This is a genomic window from Myxococcales bacterium, from assembly GCA_016717005.1.
GTDB lineage: Bacteria > Myxococcota_A > Polyangia > Haliangiales > Haliangiaceae > UBA2376.
On sequence record JADJUF010000001.1, the window covers coordinates 183,072 to 196,831 of the forward strand.

At 75.3% G+C, this 13,760-nt stretch carries 8 protein-coding genes; all 8 read left to right on the plus strand.

The genetic code is table 11. The features are described 5' to 3' along the window. Positions 1–79: 79 nt before the first annotated feature. Positions 80–1,591 carry a protein kinase gene (locus tag IPL61_00770; GenBank protein MBK9029871.1) on the plus strand — a complete coding sequence of 504 codons (1,512 nt, stop codon included), beginning with the start codon at positions 80–82 and terminating at the stop codon, positions 1,589–1,591. A 159-nt stretch (positions 1,592–1,750) separates the two neighbouring features. Further along, positions 1,751–5,095, plus strand: a complete 3,345-nt coding sequence (locus tag IPL61_00775) for a transglutaminase family protein (GenBank protein MBK9029872.1) — start codon at positions 1,751–1,753, stop codon at positions 5,093–5,095. After that, positions 5,092–6,801 (plus strand): transglutaminase family protein, encoded by a 1,710-nt coding sequence (locus tag IPL61_00780; GenBank protein ID MBK9029873.1) that lies wholly within the window; start codon positions 5,092–5,094, stop codon positions 6,799–6,801. The genes IPL61_00775 and IPL61_00780 overlap by 4 nt, the downstream gene beginning before the upstream one ends. Then, a complete protein-coding gene (locus tag IPL61_00785; GenBank protein ID MBK9029874.1) occupies positions 6,798–8,264 on the plus strand; it encodes a circularly permuted type 2 ATP-grasp protein in 1,467 nt (488 codons plus the stop codon). The genes IPL61_00780 and IPL61_00785 overlap by 4 nt, the downstream gene beginning before the upstream one ends. A 37-nt stretch (positions 8,265–8,301) precedes the next feature. Further along, positions 8,302–9,261 (plus strand): alpha-E domain-containing protein, encoded by a 960-nt coding sequence (locus tag IPL61_00790; protein ID MBK9029875.1) that lies wholly within the window; start codon positions 8,302–8,304, stop codon positions 9,259–9,261. Further along, a complete protein-coding gene (locus IPL61_00795) occupies positions 9,254–11,242 on the plus strand; it encodes a CocE/NonD family hydrolase (protein ID MBK9029876.1) in 1,989 nt (662 codons plus the stop codon). Before IPL61_00790 ends, IPL61_00795 begins: the two co-directional genes overlap by 8 nt. 55 nt (positions 11,243–11,297) lie before the next feature. Then, the gene (locus tag IPL61_00800; GenBank protein ID MBK9029877.1) at positions 11,298–13,088 is read left to right on the plus strand and encodes a class II glutamine amidotransferase; all 1,791 of its coding nucleotides are present in this window, start codon (positions 11,298–11,300) and stop codon (positions 13,086–13,088) included. 1 nt (position 13,089) lies between these two features. Continuing rightward, entirely contained in the window at positions 13,090–13,749 is a 660-nt protein-coding gene (locus tag IPL61_00805; GenBank protein ID MBK9029878.1) for an SAM-dependent methyltransferase, read from the plus strand. Positions 13,750–13,760 lie beyond the last annotated feature (11 nt).

The following is a 13,760-nucleotide window of genomic DNA, read 5'->3' on the forward strand; positions in this document are numbered from 1 at the left end:
CCCGGAACCCGCGCGGCGCGCCGCCGCAACTTGCCGTGCCGATCGGCGCACCCCGGACGCCCCGGGGTAGGATCGAGGCGTGGACCTGATCGGCACCCACATCGGCAGCTACGTCGCCACCAAGAAGCTGGGCGCCGGCGGCATGGGCACGGTCTACCTGTGCCACCACACGATGATCGATCGCGACGTGGCGGTGAAGGTGCTCCACGACGAGCACGCCCTCGACGCCGAGCAGATCGAGCGCTTCTTCCAGGAGGCGCGGGCCGCCGCCGAGATCGGCCACCCCAACATCATCATCATCATCGACGCCGGCTTCTTGGCGACGGCGCACGGGCAGCGCGCCTACATGATGATGGAGGCGCTCGAGGGCGACAGCCTCGACAAGGTCGTGCGCAAGGGCGGGCTCGATCTCGCACAGATCCGCCACATCATGGAGCAGTGCGCGTCGGCGCTGACCGCCAGCCACGGCAAGGGGATCATCCACCGCGACCTCAAGCCGGCCAACATCTTCCTGTGCCACCACGCGTTCGATCCGCTGTTCGTGAAGATCCTCGACTTCGGCATCGCCAAGCTGACGACGCCCCAGCACCAGCGCGCCCACAAGACCCAGTTCGGGATCGTCCTCGGCACGCCCGCGTACATGAGCCCCGAGCAGTGCGAGGGCAAGGGCGCGATCGATCACCGCTCGGACATCTACTCGCTGGGCGTGGTCCTGTACGAGCTGCTGACCGGGACCGTGCCGTTCGAGGGTGAGATCCGCGACATCCTCCTGGCGCACCTGCAGCGCCGCCCGGACCCACCGACGCGCCGCAACCCGATGGTGCCGCCGGCCTGGGAGGCCCTGTGCTTGCGCATGCTCGAGATCCACAAGGAGGACCGGCCGCAGTCGATGCAAGAGGTCGTGCTCGCGCTCGAGGACCTCGAGCGCCACGCGGCGATCTACGCGGCCGCCCAGGCCACCCGGGCCGCCAGCGGCCACTCGGGCCACACGATGATCGCCCGGGCCGACAGCGGCGTCCCGCACCCCGTGGTCGATCCGGGGTCGCGCCCGACGGTGCGCGACCACCTCGACGAGCTGATGACGCCGCCCAGCGGCAGCCACGCCCCACCGAGCGGCGGCCACGTCCCGCCGAGCGGTAGCCACGTCCCGCCGAGCGGCGGCCACGCCCCGCCGAGCGGCGGCCACGCCCCGCCGAGCGACAGCCACCTCGCGGCGCCCGCCGGCAGTGGCCCGCACGTCGTCGTCGGTGGCCAGGGCGCGCCGGTCAACCCGGTCGGCAACACCGTCTCGACGGTCGTGCACCCGTCGGGGCCGGTCGCGGTCGACGCGATCGCGGCCCACTGCGGCGCGCTGGTCACCGAGCACCGGTTCGATCGCTTCCCTGACTTCTTGCTGCGCCAGGCCGCGGGCGAGTGGCTCGACGTCGGCGCGGTCTGTCACGCGGTCGGCGTCGAACGCCCGCCGCCGGGCGCCGACGTCCGGGTGGCGTGGCTCGAGCATCCGTACCGCGACGCGCGCCTGGCCAGCATCGTGTTCTTCTGTCCGGCGACGCTGTGGTCGGCGGTGCTGGTCCACCGGCGCCCGGGCTGAGCCGCGGATGCGCCGCGGCCGAGCCGCGGGGAGGAGCGGCTGCGCCGCGGCCGAGGCGCGGGGTGCGGCGCGGCTGAGGCGCGCTCGCCGTGCAGCGCCGGTGCATACCGTCCCGGTGGCCTTGCGTGCTCGGGCGAGCGCCGGGCACGATCAAGTACGATGCGCCTCCTGGTCCGCCATCGTAGCCGGTACCGCTACCCCGCCCCGGCCGCGCTCGGACCGCACGTCATCCGGCTGCGCCCGTGCGACCACGTCCGGGCCGGCGTCGAGACCTACCAGCTCACGATCGCCGGCCCGCACCAGCTGCACTGGCAGCGCGATCCGCACGGCAACCACGTCGCGCGCGTGACCACCAAGGTCGGCGATCGCATCGACGTGCTCGACGTGCTGGTCGAGCTGGCGATCGAGCTGCGCGCCGTCAACCCGTTCGACTTCCTGGTCGATCCGCGCTGCAAGACGATCCCGTTTGCGTACCCTGACGGCCTCGCCGGCGAGCTGGCGCCGTTCCTCGCCGCGGACGATCCGGCGCTGGCGATCGGCCCGCGCGCGCGCGCGTTCATCGCCGAGCTGCCCGCCGACGGCGACGTGATCGACGCCGTCGTCGAGATCAACCGCCGCGTCGCCGAGCGCGTGCGCTACGTCGTGCGCGAGGAGGCGGGCGTGTGGACGCCGGAGCAGACCCTGACCGAGGGGCGCGGCAGCTGCCGCGACGCCGCGGCGCTGCTGTGCGCGGCCCTGCGCGCGCGCGGCCTCGCGGCCCGGTTCGTGTCCGGCTACCTGGTCCAGATCACCGACGAGGGCATGCTGCCCGACCAGCCGCGCGGGCTCGATCGCGACGTGGTCGACCTCCACGCCTGGGCCGAGGTGTTCGTGCCCGGCGCGGGCTGGATCGGGCTCGACGCGACCTCGGGGCTGCTCGCCGGCGAGGGCCACCTCGCCCTGGCCGCGACCGCGTCGCCGGCCGCGGCCGCGCCGATCGAGGGCACGAGCGACGTGGTCGCGGGCGCGGTCGAGTTCACGACCTCGGTCACCCGCCTCGGCCACGAGCCACGCCCGACCTCGCCCTACCCCGACCTCGTCTGGACCGCGCTCCTCGACGCCGCCGACGCCGCCGACGCCGCGCTGACCGGCGCCGGGCTGACCGTCACCAGCGGCGGCGAGCCGACCTTCACCTCGCGCGAGCACCCGAGCCTGCCCGAGTGGAACGCCGGCGCCGTCGGCCCGAGCAAGTGGGCCCAGGGCCTGCGCCTCGCCGACGCGCTGACCGCGCGCCTGGCGCCGGGCGCCGCGATCGTGCACCGCCTCGGCAAGCAGTACCCCGACGAGCCGCTGCCGCGGTGGTCGCTCGACGTGTGCGCGCGCCGCGACGGCGTCGAGATCTGGCCGCACCGGGCGCTGCCGGTCGTCGTCACCGCCGCCGCCGCCGAGCGGCTGGCGCGGGCCGTGGCCGACGAGCTCGCGGCGACCGCGCCGCAGCCGGTGTTCGAAGATCCGTGGCCGCTCCTGGCCGGCGAGGCCGCGCTGCCGATCGATCGGCCGCCGCCCGCGCCGCTCGAGCTGCGCGACCTCGGCGACGCCAGCGCGCGCCGACGCCTGGCGCGGGCGCTCGATCTGGGCGCGGGCGCCCCGGCCGGCTGGGTGCTGCCGCTGACTCGCGCCGCCGGGGCCTGGGTCACCGAGGCGTGGACGACGCGCCGCGACCACCTGTTCCTCATCCCCGGCGACGCCCCCGCCGGCCTGCGCCTGCCGCTGGCCAGCCTGGCCCCGGGCGCGCCGGCGCCGACGCCGCCCGCGCTCGACCCGCTCGATCCGCGCGCGCTGCCGACCGAGGACGGCGACGACGACGCCAGCGCCGCCCGCACGCAGCTGCGCCTCGACGCCTCCGATCACGGCCGCGCGCGCCTGGGCGCGGTGCCACCGCCGCCGCCGCCCGCGGGGCCCGACGGGGTCCGGACCGCGCTGGTGGTCGAGGCCCGGGCCGGCGCGCTGTGGGTGTTCCTGCCGCCGGTCGCGCGCTTTGACGACTGGCTGGCGCTGGTGGCCGCGGTCGATCGGGCGCGGGTCGCGGTCGACGCCGCGGTCCGGCTCGAGGGCTACCCGCCGCCCAGCGATCCGGGCCTGGCCCGCTTCGCCGTCACGCCGGACCCCGGCGTGCTCGAGGTCAACCTGCCGCCCGCCGCCGGCGGCCGCGCCCACGCCGAGCTGCTGCAGGCGACGTTCGACGCCGCGCTGGCGTCGGGCCTCACCGCCGAGAAGTACCTGCTCGACGGTCGCCTGACCGGCTCTGGCGGCGGCCACCACGTCACGATCGGCGGCCCGACCCCGGCCACGTCGCCGTGGCTGGTGCGGCCCGATCTCCTCGCGTCGCTGGTCACGGCGTGCCAGCACCACCCGGCGCTGTCGTACCTGTTCACCGGCCTGTTCATCGGGCCGACCTCGCAGGCGCCCCGCGTCGACGAGTCCCGCCCGGACGTCCACGGCGATCTCGACCTGGCGCTGGCCCGGCTGGCGCGCGGGCCGACGCCGCCGTGGCTGTGCGACGCGCTCCTGCGCCACTACCTGTGCGACGTCGCCGGCTCGACCCACCGCGCCGAGCTGTCGATCGACAAGCTGTGCGATCCGGGCACGCCGTTCGGCCGCCAGGGCCTGGTCGAGCTGCGCGCGTTCGAGATGCCGCCGCACCCGCGCCTGGCCGCGGCCCAGGTGATCCTGGTGCGCGCGCTGGTCGCCGCGTTCGCGCGCGCGCCGTACCGCCGGCCGCTGGTGCGCTGGGGCGCCGCGCTCCACGACCGGTTCCTGTTGCCGTACTTCCTCGGCGCCGATCTCGAGCTGCTGCTGGCCGAGCTGGCCGAGCGCGGCGTCGCGCTGCCGAGCGCCGCCTACGCGCCGTTCGTCGAGCTGCGCTGTCCGCTGGCCGGACAGATCAGCGCGGGCGGCGTCACGCTCGAGGTCCGCAACGCGCTCGAGCCGTGGCCGGTGCTGGGTCAGGAGGTCACCGCCACCGGCACCGCGCGGTTCGTCGACAGCTCGTTCGAGCGCCTCGAGCTCCGCGCCCTGGGGCTCACGCCCGAGCGGCACGCGGTGACCGTCAACGGGGTCGAGGCGCCGCTGACCCCGGCCGCGCCCGGCGTCCACGTCGCCGGCGTGCGGTTCCGGGCCTGGTGTCCGCCGCACGCGCGCCTGCCGCACCTCGGCATCCACCACCCGCTCGCGATCGCGCTGATCGATCGCGCCGATCGGCGCGCGCTCGGCGCCGGCACCTACCACGTCTGGCACCCCGAGGGCCGCGGCTTCGAGGCGCCGCCGCTGACCCGGTTCGAGGCCACGGCCCGGCGCGCGCGCCGGTTCACGCGCGACGGCCTGCCGCCGACGCCGGCCCCGATCACGGCGCCGCCGCTCGATCGCGATCGCGCCGTCACGCTCGATCTGTGCGCGACCGAGCTCGACCGTCCGCTCGATCACGCCGGCGACTGGGCGGGCCCCTACGGCGAGGCCCCGCGGTGACCCCGCGCATCGACGCGGCGCTGGCCGCGCTCGACCAGGCCATCGCCGACGCCGGCGTCGTGGCGTGGATCGGCGCCGAGCCGACCTACACCCGGCGCGCATCGGCCGACGCGGCCTGGCTGCACAGCGCCGACGGCGACACGCCCGGCCACGATGACAAGCGCCGGGCCGCGGCGGCGATCGCGGTGGCGCTGGCGACCGGCAGCGGCGGCCGGGCCGTGCGCGCGCGCGGCCGGCAGTTCCCCGACGAGCCGACCCCGCGGTTCTGCTTCGCGGTCGAGGCCGTCGCGATCACGGCGGCGGCCGCGCCCACCGCCGACGCGATCGCCGCGCTGCTGGCCGCGCCCGCCGCCGACCCGCCGCGCGCCGACGCCCTGACCGTGACGCCCGATCCCGGCGTGGTCGAGCTCAACACCGCGCCGTGCGCGACGCTGCGCGCGTTCGCGGCCCAGGTCGTCGCGATCGATCGCGCCGCCACCGCCGCCGGGCTGGCGCCGCTGCGGTACCGCTTCAACGGCGACGAGGTCGACTCGGGCGGCGCCGGCCAGCTCACGATCGGCGGCCCGACCCCGCTCGACAGCCCGTTCGTGCGCCACCCGGCGCTCCTGCCGCGCCTGCTCCGCTACCTCCACAACCACCCGGCGCTGTCGTACTGGTTCCTCGGCGAGTGCGCCGGCTCGGCGTCGCAGGCGCCGCGCCCCGACGAGGGCGTGCGCGAGCGCGCCGACGAGCTGCCGCTGGCGTGCGCCGAGCTCGAGCACCTCGCGGCCCAGGGTCCGGTCGCGCCGGCGCTGCTGTGGCAGACCCTGGCGCCGATCCTGGTCGACGCGTCCGGCAACGCCCACCGCGCCGAGCTGAACGTCGAGAAGCTGTGGGACGAGCGCGCCGGCGCCCGCGGGTGCCTCGGCCTGGTCGAGTGGCGCGCGTTCCGCATGGCGCCGACCGCCGACGCGCTGATCGCCGCCGCCGCGCTGGTCCGCGCCATCACCGCCCGCTGCGCGATCGCGCCCTACGACGCCCCGTGGCGCGACTGGGGCACGGCCCTGCACCAGCGCTGGGCGTTGCCGAGCGAGCTCGCGGCCGATCTCGACGAGGTGCTGGCCGATCTCGCCAGCCACGGCCTCGCGCTCGACGCGCTGGCGCCCGAGCTCGCCAGCTTTCGCCCGCCGCCGATCGCCGCGGTCGCGGTCCACGCCGAGCTGCAGATCGAGGTCCGCCGCGCGCTCGAGTTCTGGCCGCTCTACGGCGACGTGGCCTCGCAGGAGCGGGCCGGCGCGCGCACCGTCGATCCGTCGACCGAGCGGCTCGAGCTGACGATCACGACCGCGCCCGCGGCGCCGCCGCCCCGGGTGGTGGTGGCCGGCCGCGGCGTGGTGCTGCCCGCGATCGCGCCCGGCGCCTACCGGGTCGGCGTGCGCCGGCGCCAGTTCGTGCCGGCCCCCGGCTTCCTGCCGACGGTGCCCGCCGACGAGCCGCTCCGGGTCCAGGTCGGCGACGACGCCGCCGCGATCGAGCTCGCGATCCACGCCTGGCGTCCCGGCGGCGGCCCCTACCCGGGCCTGCCGACCGGCCCCGCGGACGCCGCCGCGCGCCGCGCCGAGCGCGTGGTCGTCACCCGCCACGCCGCCCCGCTGGCCTGGCCCCGGCGCGTCGTGACCGCCGCTGACACCGTCGACGTCCGCGCCTGGCGCGAGGAGGGACCGTGACCGCACCGCCGCTGTTCCAGGGCTACGCGCCCCTGCCTGGCACGTTCGACGAGATCCTCGGCCCCGACGGGCCGCGCGCCTCGTTCGCCCGCGTGCTCGACGCGCTCGCGCAGATGACCGGCGATGAGCTGGCGCGCCTGCAGCAGCTCGCCGAGCAGGCCCTGATGAACCAGGGCGTCACGTTCTCGGTCTACGCCGACTCCCGCGGCACCGAGAAGATCTTCCCGTTCTGCCTGATCCCGCGCCTGGTCGCCGCCGACGACTTCGCCCACGTCGAGCGCGGCCTCGAGCAGCGCCTGCGCGCGCTGGGCGCCTTCCTCGACGACGTCTACGGCGATCAGCAGATCCTGGCCGCCGGCGTGATCCCGACCGAGCTGGTGCTGGCGGCCGCCGGCTTCCAGCCGACCCTGCGCGGCGTGCGGCCGCCCGGCGGGGTCCGGATCCACATCGCCGGCGTCGATCTCATCCGCGACCCGACCGGCACGTGGCAGGTGCTCGAGGACAACCTGCGCACGCCCTCGGGCGTGTCGTACGTGATCGAGAACCGCACGATCACCAAGCGCGTCATCCCGCGCATCCTCGACCGCGCGCGGGTCCACCGCGTCGATCACTACCCGACCCGGCTGGCCGAGACCCTGCGCGCGGTGTCGCCGCGGCCCGGCGACGACAGCACGATCGTGGTGCTGACCCCGGGGCCGTACAACTCGGCCTACTTCGAGCACAGCTTCCTGGCGCGGACGATGGGCCTCGAGCTCGTGACCGCGCCCGACCTGTTCGTCGACGGCGAGGTCGTCTACTGCAAGACCACGCGCGGCCCGCGCCGGGTCGACGTGATCTACCGGCGCACCGACGAGACCTTCCTCGACCCGGAGGTGTTCCGCCCCGACTCGCTCCTGGGCGTGCGCGGGCTGATGCGCGCGTACGCGGCCGGCACCGTCGCGCTCGCCAACGCGCCGGGCAACGGCGTCGCCGACGACAAGGCCGTCTATCCGTTCGTCCCCGACATGATCAAGTTCTACCTGGGCGAGCAGCCGATCCTGGCGCAGGTCCCGACCCTGGTGTGCGCGCGCCCCGACGATCGCCGCTACGTCGTCGACCACCTCGACCAGCTGGTGGTCAAGGCGGTCGACGAGGCCGGCGGCTACGGCATGCTGATGGGCCCCCAGGCCTCGGCCGCCGAGCGCGCCGAGTTCCGCGCGCGCATCGAGGCCACGCCGCGCCGCTACATCGCGCAGCACCGGGTCGAGCTGTCGACCTGCCCGACCTGGGTCGGCGACCGCCGCGGCCTCGCGCCGCGCCGGGTCGACCTGCGGCCGTACGTGCTCACCAGCCCCAGCGGCCCGTGGGTCTTGCCGGGCGGCCTGACCCGGGTCGCGCTCGTCGACGGCAGCTACGTCGTCAACTCGAGCCAGGGCGGCGGCTCGAAGGACACCTGGGTGCTCAAGAGCGGAGGGGCCATATGATCGCGCGCGCCGCCCGGCCGCCGCGGGGAGGTGTCCGATGATCTCGCGCGTCGCCGATCACGCGTTCTGGTTGGGCCGCTACGTCGAGCGCACCGAGTCGACCGCGCGCCTGCTGGCCACCACCCACTCGCTCGCGCTCGACGGCGAGCTCGAGCCGGCCGCGTGCTGGCGCCCGGTCGTGGTCGTCGCCGGCGAGGAGCCCCACTACGCGACCCGGGCCGCGGGCGAGCCGTCGGCCTGGGGCGACGGCGATCGGATCGAGACGTTCCTGGCGATCGATCCCGAGGTGCCCGCGTCGATCGTGCAGTCGATCGCGGCCGCCCGGGACAACGCGCGCTCGATCCGCGAGGTGGTCTCGCTCGAGGCCTGGGAGTGCCTCAACGAGCTGTACCTGTGGAGCACCAGCGACGGCGCCCGGCGCGAGTTCACCGAGCGCCGGTTCGCGTTCTACCGGCGGGTGCGCGACGCGACCCAGCTGGCCCTGGGCCTGATGCGCTCGACGATGCTCCACGACGAGCCGCTCGACTTCATCTGGCTGGGCGTGATGCTCGAGCGGGTCAGCCAGACCGCGCGCATCCTCGACGTGCAGCACCACGCGTACACGTCAACGCCGAGCCGCCACGAGGTGATCGCGACGTCGCTGTGGCTGTCGCTCTTGCGCTCGCTGTCGGGCTACGAGCCGTTCATGAAGCAGTCCCGCGGCAAGGTCGACGCCGAGGCCGTCGCCCGGTTCCTGATCCGCGAGGCCCGGTTCCCCCGCGCGATCGCGTTCTGCGTCCACGCCGCCTACCAGCGCCTGGCGGCGATCCGCCCGCCCGAGGCCGACGACCTGCCGGGCGGCGCCACGCTGACGCGCCTGCGCGCGCTCGACGAGCTGATCGCCCGAGGCCACGGCGCGCTGCGCGGCGCCGCGGTCCACGAGCTGCTCACGCTGGTCGTCGATGAGACCCACGCGATCTGCGACTCGCTGGGCAAGGAGCTCCTGGGCAATGCGTAGCGCCGTCCCCCTCGCCCTCGCCCTCGGGCTGGTCACGGCCGGCTGCCGCGACAAGCTCGGCCCGCCCCAGGCCGCCGCCCCGGCGCCGACCCTGGCCGCGCCCGCGGCCGCCCCGCCACCGACGCCGCCCGCGCCGCCGAGCACGGCTGACGTCGACGAGCGCGCCGCGTTCCTCCGCGCTCACTACCGCAAGTTCGAGTACCGCGTCCCGATGCGCGACGGCGTCCACCTGTTCACGGCGGTCTACGTCCCCGCCGACGCCAGCCCCGGCAAGCGCTACCCGTTCCTGCTGCACCGCACGCCCTACACGGTCGCGCCGTACGGCAGCGATCGCTACCCCAAGGGCCTGGGCCCGGTCGCCGCGGTCGAGCGCGCCGGCTACATCTTCGTCGAGCAGGACGTGCGCGGCAAGGGCATGTCCGAGGGCGCCTTCGTCGACATGCGCCCGCACCTCGCCAGCAAGCGCGGCGCCGAGGTCGACGAGTCGTCCGACGCCTACGACACGATCGCGTGGCTGCTCGCGCACGTGCCCGACCACAACGGCCGCGCCGGCATCTGGGGCATCTCGTACCCGGGCTTCTACGCCGCGGCCGCCGCCATCGACGCCCACCCCGCGCTGGTCGCGGTGTCGCCCGAGGCGCCGTGCCTCGACTGGTGGCAGGGCGACGACATGCACCGCCACGGCGCGTTCGCGCTGCAGGAGGCGTTCACGTTCTTCTCGCGGTTCGGCCGGCCGCACCCGGCGCCGAGCGCGGCCGAGGGCGAGGCGCTGTGGCCCAGCTATCCGTGGGGCACGCCCGACGCCTACGCGTACTTCTTGAAGCTCGGCCCGCTGGCCGGCCTCGACGCGGCCACGTTCGGCGGCGACGTCGCGATCTGGCGCGACTTCGTGGCCCACCCCGACTACGACGAGTTCTGGCGCGCGCGCAACCACGCGCAATACCTCACGGGCGTGCGCCCGGCGGTGCTCACCGTCGGCGGGTTCTACGACGCCGAGAACGCGTACGGCGCGATCAACACCTTCCGCGCGATCGAGGCTGGCCGGCCCCGCGGCGCGACCCACGTGCTGATGGGTCCGTGGCGTCACCACGGCTGGGACCGCGGGCCGTCGGCCACGCTCGGCGACGCCGAGTTCGGCTTCGACACCTCGACGATCTACCCCGACACGTTCCTGGGCTTCTTCGAGCACCACCTCAAGGGCGCGGCCGCGCCGGGCCTCGCCAAGGCCACGGTGTTCGAGAGCGGCGCCAACCGGTGGCGCCGGTTCGCGGCGTGGCCGCCGCCGGGCGCGGTCGCGCGCACGCTGTACCTGCAGCCGGCCGGCGGCCTGGCCTGGGCCGCCCCGACCGCCCCGGGCACGTTCGACGAGTTCGTGTCCGATCCCGCGCGCCCGGTGCCGTACACCCGCGACCTCGGCACCGCGTGGATGCCGCCCGGCTTCATGGCCGAGGATCAGCGCCCGTTCGCGCGCCGCCCGGACGTGCTGGTCTACCAGACCGAGCCGCTGGCCGCCGACGTCACGCTGGCCGGCCCGCTCACCGCGCAGCTGCAGGTGGCGACGACCGGCACCGACGCCGACTGGATCGTCAAGCTCATCGACGTCGCCCCCGACGTGCTGCCCGGCCACAGCCCCGAGGATCCGGGCGCGCGCGGCGGCCAGCAGACCCTGGTGCGCGCCGAGCCGATGCGCGGGCGCTACCGCGACGACCCGGCCGCGCCGACGGCGTTCGTGCCCGACCAGGTGACGCCGGTCGCGATCCCGATCACCGACGTGTGCCACACGTTCGGCCGCGGCCACCGCGTGATGATCCAGATCCAGTCGACCTGGTTCCCGTTCATCGATCGCAACCCGCAGACGTTCGTGCCCAACGTCTTCGCGGCCACCGCCGCCGACTACGTCAAGGCCACGCACCGGGTCTACACTGGCAGCGATCACCCGACCGCGCTGACGGTGACCGTGCTCCCCGCCGCCGACGAGTGACGCCGCGCCGATCCCGCCGATCGGGGGCGGCGGCGCCATGAGGTAGAGTCGGCCCGTGCCGAACCTGCTCGCCATGTCGTTCGAGGGCGAGCTGAGCCCGTCGTTCGATCTGCGGTGCCTGGCGCCGGGCCGCGCGCTGCCCGACGGCTGGGGGCTGGGCTACTACCCCGGCGGCGAGCCGTCGGCGGTCGTGCTCAAGGAGGCCGCCCCGCCCCAGGGCTCGATCCGCAGCCAGCTGGCCAAGGCCTGGGAGCACCTCGAGGCGTCGCTCCTGGTCATGCACATCCGCGCCGCCACCTGGGGCGCGATCACCGACGCCAACACCCAGCCGTTTTGCCGCAGCTGGGGCCGCCGCGACTGGATGATCTGTCACTCGGGCAGCCTGACCCGGCGCCCGCCCGACGATCGCGGCCTGTTCGAGCCGGTCGGCTCGACCGACACCGAGCAGCTGTTCTGCAACCTGCTGGGGCGGTTCGCCGAGCGCGGCTGGAAGAGCCTGGCCGACGCCGACCTCGCGCAGGTGCGCGCCTGGCTCGACCTCTTCGACGACGACGGCGGCCTGACGATCACCCTCACCGACGGCCGCGATCTGGTGGCGTACGCCGACCGCGACGTCGAGGGCACGCTGTTCCTGGGCACGATCGCGCCGCCGTACGACCGCGCGGTGTTCGGCGACGACGACGTCGTGCTCGACCTCGGCGCGCGCGGCACCAAGAGCCGCAAGGGCGTGATCGTCTCGTCGACGCCGCTGGCGGCGATCCCGGCCGAGGGCGACGACGCCGGCGAGTCGGCCGCGATCACCTGGACCCAGGTCCCGGCCGGCTCGCTCCTGGTGATCCGCCAGGGCGCGGTGGTCGCGCAGCACGATCCGCCCGCGGCCGGCGCCACGCCGCGGGCGTCGCTGGTGGCCCCGTCGATCGTGAGCCGGACCGCGCAGGGCCGCGCCACCGAGGTCCGGCCGCGGCTGTTCGACGTCCGCCACCGCACGACCTACCGCTACGCCAAGCCGATCGAGCGCTCGATCCACCTGCTGCGGCTGGCGCCCCGCGCCGATCGCCTGCAGCACGTGCTCGAGCACGCCCTGACCGTGTCGGTGCCCGGCCAGTCGATCGACTTCGACGACGTCTTCGACAACCGGGTCCGGCGCCTGCTGCTCGACACGCCCTGGACCGAGATGGTCATCGAGGCCCGGTCGCGGGTGCGCGTCATCGACGTCGCGCCGCTGGCGTTCCGGACGCTGCGGGCCCGCTCGACGATCCCGCTGGTGTGGATGCCGTGGCAGCGCCAGATCATGGCGCCGTACCTGCTCCCGCCCGAGCTGCCCGAGAGCCAGCTCCACGAGCTCACCGAGTACGCGATGAGCTTCGTCAAGCGCAACGACTTCGACCTGCTCGACACGCTGCTCGACATCAACGCGACGATCTTCAAGGAGTACACGTACCGCTCGAACTCGACGACGGTCTTCACGACCGCGTTCGAGGTCTACGCCAACCGCCGCGGCGTGTGCCAGGACTTCACCAACCTGTTCATCTGCCTCGCGCGCCTGATGGGCGTGCCGGCCCGGTACGTGTGCGGCTACGTCTACTGCGGCCCGCGCGCGGCCTCGGACGCGGCCCGGGCCAACGCGGTCCAGAGCGAGGCGTCGCACGCGTGGGTGCAGCTGTACCTGCCCGAGGTCGGCTGGAAGGGCTTCGATCCCACCAACGGCATCCTGACCCAGACCGACCACGTCCGGGTCGCGGTCGGCCGCAACTACATCGACGCCACGCCGACGTCGGGCACGATCTACGTCGGCGGCGGGCCCGAGACCCTCGAGGTCGACGTCCGCGTCGACGACGTCGAGTAGCGTGCCGGCGCGCACCGTCCACTGCGGCGACGGGGTCGCGTTCCTCGCGACCGCGCTGCCGTCCGATCACGCGATCGTGACGTCGTTGCCCGACCACTCCGAGCTGCCGGATCTCGGCGTCGACGGCTGGCGGGCGTGGTTCATCGACACCGTCGCGGCGGCCTGCCGGGCGGTCGCCGACGACGCGGTCGCGATCTTCTTCCAGACCGACGTCAAGCACGACGGGCGCTGGCTCGACAAGGGCTACCTGGTCATGCGCGGGGCCGAGGCCGCGGGCAGCGCGGTGCTGTGGCACAAGGTCGTCTGCCGCGCGCCGGCCGGCACGATCACGTTCGGCCGCCCGGCCTACGCGCACCTGATCTGCGTGAGCCGGGCGCTGCGCCTGGCGCCGGGCCAGGCCTCGGCCGACGTGCTGCCCGCGCTCGGCGCGATGCCGTGGCCGCGGGCCATGGGCGCCGCCGCCTGCGCCGCGGTCGCGCAGTTCGTGCTCGCGCACACCGCCTGCCGCACCGTCGTCGATCCGTTCTGCGGCGTCGGCACGATGCTGGCCGTCGCCAACGCCGCCGGCCTCGACGCGGTCGGGGTCGAGCGCTCGCCCCGACGGGCGGCCCGGGCCCGGGCGCTCGACGCCGCCGACCTCGCGCGGCCGCGCCGCCGCTGACGTACGCTCGG

Bases quoted from the DNA above. Each gene is read 5' to 3' on its own strand.
- IPL61_00790 (MBK9029875.1), top strand. From the start codon at position 8,302: ATGATCTCGCGCGTCGCCGATCACGCGTTCTGGTTGGGCCGCTACGTC.
- IPL61_00775 (MBK9029872.1), top strand. From the start codon at position 1,751: ATGCGCCTCCTGGTCCGCCATCGTAGCCGGTACCGCTACCCCGCCCCG.
- IPL61_00795 (MBK9029876.1), top strand. From the start codon at position 9,254: ATGCGTAGCGCCGTCCCCCTCGCCCTCGCCCTCGGGCTGGTCACGGCC.